Consider the following 5793-nt stretch of genomic DNA (forward strand, 5'->3'; position numbering starts at 1 on the left):
AGTCCAAGCACACCTGCTCGAACTCCTCGGCATCGACGAAACAAGACCCCGCTGGCTGGAGACCTAAAACCCCATGTGCGAAGTCACCGGCTAGTGGAGTACGTGCGGGTTCCTTCGCGGCTGTGTGACTTGGCGAAGCTGCATCTCAGCAGGTAGGCCCGCTGTGGCGGCCCTTCACTCGTAGGTGTGGGATATCCGCAGTAACTCGCAGATTCCGCGAGCTGTTCTTGTAATTTCCTGGATCGTGTCGGATTCCGAAAGTCGTCTGCTGACGTTCCTCCGCCCGGAGCCGAGTTCCGCCGCCGCGGTGGACCCGGCTGCGGTGTCAGTGGAGTCCGGGCTGGCCGACGTCGTGACGCTGCAACGACGGCGGCAGGCCCGGATGTCGGCGCATGATGAAGAGAGCTTCTTCCTCGACACGCTTTCGGAGTATCAGTGGGCCCGGGACGCGGCTGGGCTCGCGCCGGCCACGCTTGACGGTTTGGTCAAGCCGGTGATCGAGGTCTGTGAGTACTACGGCACCGTCCCGTGGCAGCTGTCGCCGAGGGAGGTTGACAGGTACTTCGCAGGACCGGGGAAGCGGGCGTCATCAACTCTCCGCGCGAAGATCAACAAGATCGACGCGTACTTTGCGTTCCTTGAGCAGCGATATGCCGGTGAGATCATGCGCCGGTTCGGCGCGCCCGTTGAGTCACCGATCGATCTGTTCAACCGGCCCCGGCACCGCGGGGACTTCGGACTTCGGATCCCGCCGTCGCAGGGAGCGATGCGTAGCTTCTTCACGAGCTGGCGTGAAGACCTGCCGAACGCGCGGAAGTACTTTGTCGCTTGCCGCGACTACGTGATGACCAAGATCGCGTACCTGTCCGGTGTCCGTGCCGCGGAGCTGTGCGGGGTGTGCATGGGTGACATCCACTGGGAGCACGGCCAGTAGGGTCGCTTCGTTGTCCAAGGAAAGGGTGCCCGCGCTTCCGGGCCCCGGCCTCGCGAGGCGTACATGTTCCAGGAGGGGCGTGCCCTGTTGTGGTGGTACATCGAAGAGATCCGGGGCGAGTTCGGGGACGACGCCGAACACCCACGGGCGCCTCTGTGGCCGTCGGAACGCAAGCCGACTGCGGTAGCCGCTCTGAATCTGCCGATCGCCCCGGCAATCGTCCCTTCTACCTTCCGGCGGTCGCTGCACGCCGCGGCTACGAACTACCTCACGGGCCCGGTCGCCGACCTGTTCCCGCACCTGCTGCGGCACGCCTGCGCGACCCATAACTACGAGCGCGGGATGACGTTGTGGGAGGTGCAGAAGGTTCTCGGGCACGACTGGGCCACCACGACGCTTCGGTACATGGCGACCGCGCATGCCGATCCGGAGGTGGCGAACTTGGCCGCGAGCTCGCAGGCGGCGCAACGACTGGTGATGGACAGGGGGACCCTGCGGTGAAGTGGAATCTGCGGATGGTGGCGGCCCAGCGGGATCTGTGGCGGCCTACCGAGGTGCTGGCGGCCTTCCAGCAGGTGGGCTTCAACCCCTCGCTGAGCAAGGTCGCCGCGTTGTGGGGCGGTGCCCCGGTCACGGTCCGCCTCGACGACCTCGACAAGATTTGTACGGCGCTGAACTGCACGGTTGCTGATCCGCTTCAGGCGGAGCCGCTCGCAGACACACAGGCGGTGCCGGAGTCCGGCCAGCAGGCCGTTGGCGCTGAGACACAGCTGCAAGCCGGCCCGCTGCGGCCGGTGCCGCGCACCCGGCGCGGCAGCGGGCCTCGCTCACTGCCGCCGAGCTGACAGCCGATGGGGGCGGACCGGGGTGTGGCCCGGAGTTGCGAGTCGTGTCTGGGCTGGGTCCTGTTGCACCACAGCTGGGTGTGCGCTGGGTGCAAAGCCTGGCAGCAGAAGCATCGAGGACGAGGCGTGTGCCCGCGTTGCCGCCATGACGGCTATCTGAACACCGACGGGCTGTGCCGTTCCTGCCTGCAGGCCATCCGGGTCGAGGACGACGCAGAGTGGGCCCTGGGCGTCGAGGGGGCGCGACCGCGTGCCCTTCAATTGACGATCGGGAGCTACCGAGACGGGTCGATTTCGGCGCGGCCCTTGCGCCGGGGTGTGGGCGGCGGGCGCGATGTGATGGCGGATTGGAAGCGCAAGTTCAACCAAGCGCGCACAAACCTCGACGAGCCTCCTGCTGAGGTATTGATGCCCACGACTCGGGGGCAGGTTCCGTTGTTTACGCTGCCCAGGACGCTGAGTGCGATGACGGTCCGGGTGATCGCCGACCGACCTGTATCCGGCTGGGGCCGGGCGCGAGAGGCGCTCGTCGCGTTGGCGGGCGAGCATCGTTTCAACCGAGGGTGGTACTACAGGGTCGCCGAGATGGTGCGTCTCGCCTTGGCAGTCAGGGAGGCCGAGGGCACCGACCTGTTACCCGAAGCGTTCCTGCGGGATCTGCCGGGCAGAGGGGACGCGGTCCGTGTGATCCTCCTGAGCGCTGGGCTGCTGGCCGAGGCGTCGGAGCCTCTGCGGTTCTACCCGGCCGATCAGCCCAGCACGCCCTACATCACCGTTCCGGCATCCCGGCCGCCGCTCACGCCGCGCCAGTGCCGGGACTGCCATGCGTGGATCCCCGGTGGCTGGCGAGGATTCCGCTGTAACCCCTGCAAACACTGGCGCGAGAAGTACGCCCGAAGCTGGTGCCTGCGTTGCCGGCGCGAGGACCTTCCCTCGCGTGGCGGTCACTGTCGCGGGTGCTACCCCTATCGCCTCCTCGACGAGGCAGGGAGTCACCCAGCGCGAGCCACGCAACTCCAGATCGACCTGCCCGCCGGTACTACAGCAGGGGTTCAGTCATTGTTCGGAGACCAACCGCTCCGTGGAGCCGACGGGACAGCGGCGCCTCACGCCGCCCGCGGGCAGGAAACGCTCTTCAATCCCCGGCGCGACTGGTCGCCTGTGCTGGTCCGCCTGGGGCGCCGAGGTCCTGGTGAGTTGCCGCTGTCGGAAGAAGCTCGGCGGCTGGTCGCGGAGTTCGACCAGCTCATCCTCGATCGTCGGACGCCTGACTACCGCAAGAACATCCGCACGCTGACCATCCTGGTGCACTGGCTCGGCGCTGAGAACGCCATCCTGGAGCGCGATGTTCACGATTTGGCCAGTTGCTCTGCGACTCTCGCGGCGAAGCCGGTCTGTCAGTTCCTCCGTTCTCATGGTCTGCTCATTGGTGATCCAGACCGCCGCCAGGACGTGAATCTCGCATGGATCCAGGTCGCGATCAGTGTCCTCCCGGACCCCCTCGCCAGCGAGATCCACGCGTGGGTGACCCTTCTACGCAGCCAGGGGCGCCGCGAGGGCGAGGTCCGCGATTACCGCAGCATTCGCCGTTACCTCGCCCACATTGAACCCGTCCTCACCACGTGGACAGCCGCCGGCGTGACCACTCTGCGAAAGATCACAACTGATCACATTGAGGCGGTGGTATCCGGCCTGTCGGGACGAGAGCGCCAGCAGGTCGCGGTGAGCCTGCGCAGCCTGTTCAAGGCGCTCAAGCGGGAACGGATAGTGTTCCGGGATCCGACTCGCCAGCTGTCGGTCGGCCACCTCAAGGGCCTCCCGCAGTCCGTGCGCAGCGACCTCCTGGCCGGATTGAGGGGTCACGCGAAGTCTCCGCTAAGCCGCCTGGTCATCGCCTTGGTGGCCGTTCACGCTTTGCCTGGTGAAGAACTTCGCACGGTTCGGATAACCGATCTCAACCTTGCCCGCGGCACCCTCGAAGTCCGCCGCGGCTTGCTGCGGCACACCCTCTACCTGGAGGAATTCAGCCACCGACTCGCCACCGAGTGGCTCGCCTACCGCTACCACCGCTGGCCAGCATCGACGAACCCCTATCTTCTCGTCAGTCAGAAGACGGCCCTCGACCCGGATCATCCGGTGGTCAGCAGAACATTGCTTCGCAGGACCCTCCCCAAGAACGTCACACTCGTCGGCTGCGGCAGGACCGCATGCTCAACGAGGCGTTTGCCACCGGTGATCCCCTCAAGCTGATGCGGCTTTTCGGGATCACCGCGCAGACCGCCATGCGCTATGTCGGCGCCGCCTGCCCGGAGCGCACCGCGAAACTGCCCAGGTAGCGGGCCCGCTCCGAGCCCGATGCCAGCTGAAAGCCCGTGGCGGTGTAGCAGTGGGTCCGGCATCATCCCCATGTGATTGTGATGCAACCCGTTCTGGAGATCTCCGCCGCCGACGACTTCGCGCTCTGGCCGGTTGGCGAGCACGAGTCATATGGCTACCTCGTGCTGAACGGGGAGCTGACTCCGGCGGAGGTCGGCATGGCGGTTATGCAGATCGCCGACTGCAACGACTTCGAGTCGGAGGAGGAGCACGGGCCGTGCCCGACCGACCCGCTCGGCACATTCCTGCACGGGCTGCTCACCATGCCCGATCTGTTCGCCGCCGGAGGGTTCCGGGTATGCGACAACACCACCGACGCGGTCTTCGTCGAGCCGGGCTGCTGCAACGGCCTGGAAACCTGGCGGGACTGGCTGGAGGTGCTCGACGGCACCGGCTGCTCCTACTTCGGCCACGATCCGTCGTCGGTGGCCGAACGCGTTGGCGACATTGTCCGGCTGACGTTCGACGCTTACGGGACGGACGGCAGCCCGGTGATCGAGCTGTCGGTAGACCAGGCACGCAGGCTCGTCGCGGGCGCCCAGCAGGATTTGCAGGACTTCCTCGGTCTTGCCGGAATCTGGGCTGAACAACACCTGCCGGCACACGCCGCCGCCGTCACTGCCGCCCTGGCACGGGCACTGGACCTGGCGCCCACACAATGACCAGTTTCCTGACCCACCGAGCGCGCGTGCACGACACCCGCCTTCCCCTCCGCCGCCGGCACAGCGCGCTGCGGACCTGCATCACCCTCTTTGCTCCGTACGGCTTCCGGGCGACGTACCACCACCTCACGCTCAGCGCCGCGATCCCCCGACGGCTGGAGGCGGACCCGGACGCGCTGGTGCGGGCGGTGGAGGAACTGCACGAGGCGCGGGTGCTGTGGCTCGCGCGGGCGGAGGAGTACGCCGCGCAACGCCGGGCGGAGAAGTGGGCGGGGCGGCGGGCTGTAGTGAACCCGCGACCGTGGTGGCTGCGGAGCTGGTGGGAGGGCCCGAACCGCGCCTGGTACGAAGCGCCGTTTCGCCATCCGTCGCTGCGGCTGCCTGAGTACGTCCGGCGGCAGAACGCGATTCTGGACGGCGCCGATCTCCCCGGCTGCCCCGCCTGCGGGGACGAGAGACCGCTGGTGTCGAACTCGACCGGGCACGGCTGGGTGGAGCTGTGCCGTGGGTGCGCGTGGGTGCTGGCGCCATGTCCGTGCGGGCAGCGGCACCGGTTCGTCCCGGAGACGCCGTTCAACTGGAAAGGGATCTGGCAGCGGGCGCACATGAGCGATGACGGCATGCCGAACCCACATTGGCCTGCGGGCTAGCCGGTTGGATGCGGCACGGGGGGCTTGAGTGTGGCTGATCAGCTGGGTGGCGCGCGCTCTTCAGATCGTTGCCCGCCGCGTAGGTGATCGTTGCCCGGCGCTCCTCGTAGCGAAGAGATATCGCGGACGCTGCTGGGAGGTCGCCGGCTGGTCACCACACGTCGACGGACCAGACGTCGCCCTTCTGATGTCCGTCTGGATCTGGGTCGCCTGACCCGTACGGGTCAGGGTCCAATGCCACTTAGCTTGTGGTGATCGTCATGCCACGAGGCCGAGGGGTTGTTCGTTGGCGAGGCGGATCGTGGCGGGTGTGGGGTGACGGGTGC

4 protein-coding genes and 1 pseudogene are annotated in these 5793 nt (G+C 67.0%); all 5 read left to right on the plus strand.

All coding sequences use genetic code 11. The features are described from left to right. Positions 1–307 precede the first annotated feature (307 nt). Positions 308–1435 (plus strand): annotated as a pseudogene (locus ABZV38_RS39280) (site-specific integrase). Beyond that, a complete protein-coding gene (locus tag ABZV38_RS39285) occupies positions 1432–1779 on the plus strand; it encodes a helix-turn-helix transcriptional regulator (protein ID WP_356333637.1) in 348 nt (115 codons plus the stop codon). The pseudogene ABZV38_RS39280 and the gene ABZV38_RS39285 overlap by 4 nt, the downstream one beginning before the upstream one ends. Positions 1780–1905: 126 nt before the next feature. Continuing rightward, a complete protein-coding gene (locus ABZV38_RS39290; protein ID WP_356333639.1) occupies positions 1906–4029 on the plus strand; it encodes a hypothetical protein in 2124 nt (707 codons plus the stop codon). Between the two features lie 167 nt (positions 4030–4196). After that, on the plus strand, positions 4197–4817 hold the full coding sequence (locus ABZV38_RS39295; RefSeq protein ID WP_356333643.1) for a hypothetical protein: 621 nt from the start codon (positions 4197–4199) through the stop codon (positions 4815–4817). A gap of 26 nt (positions 4818–4843) precedes the next feature. Continuing rightward, positions 4844–5467: a hypothetical protein gene (locus ABZV38_RS39300; protein ID WP_356333641.1), complete on the plus strand. Its 624-nt coding sequence runs from the start codon at positions 4844–4846 to the stop codon at positions 5465–5467. Positions 5468–5793: the final 326 nt, after the last annotated feature.

The organism is Streptomyces sp. NPDC005181 (assembly GCF_040608395.1).
Lineage (GTDB): Bacteria > Actinomycetota > Actinomycetes > Streptomycetales > Streptomycetaceae > Streptomyces.

What these genes read in the sequence shown, in the direction of transcription:
- ABZV38_RS39295 (WP_356333643.1), top strand. Translation starts at nt 4,197, where the DNA reads ATGCAACCCGTTCTGGAGATCTCCGCCGCCGACGACTTCGCGCTCTGG.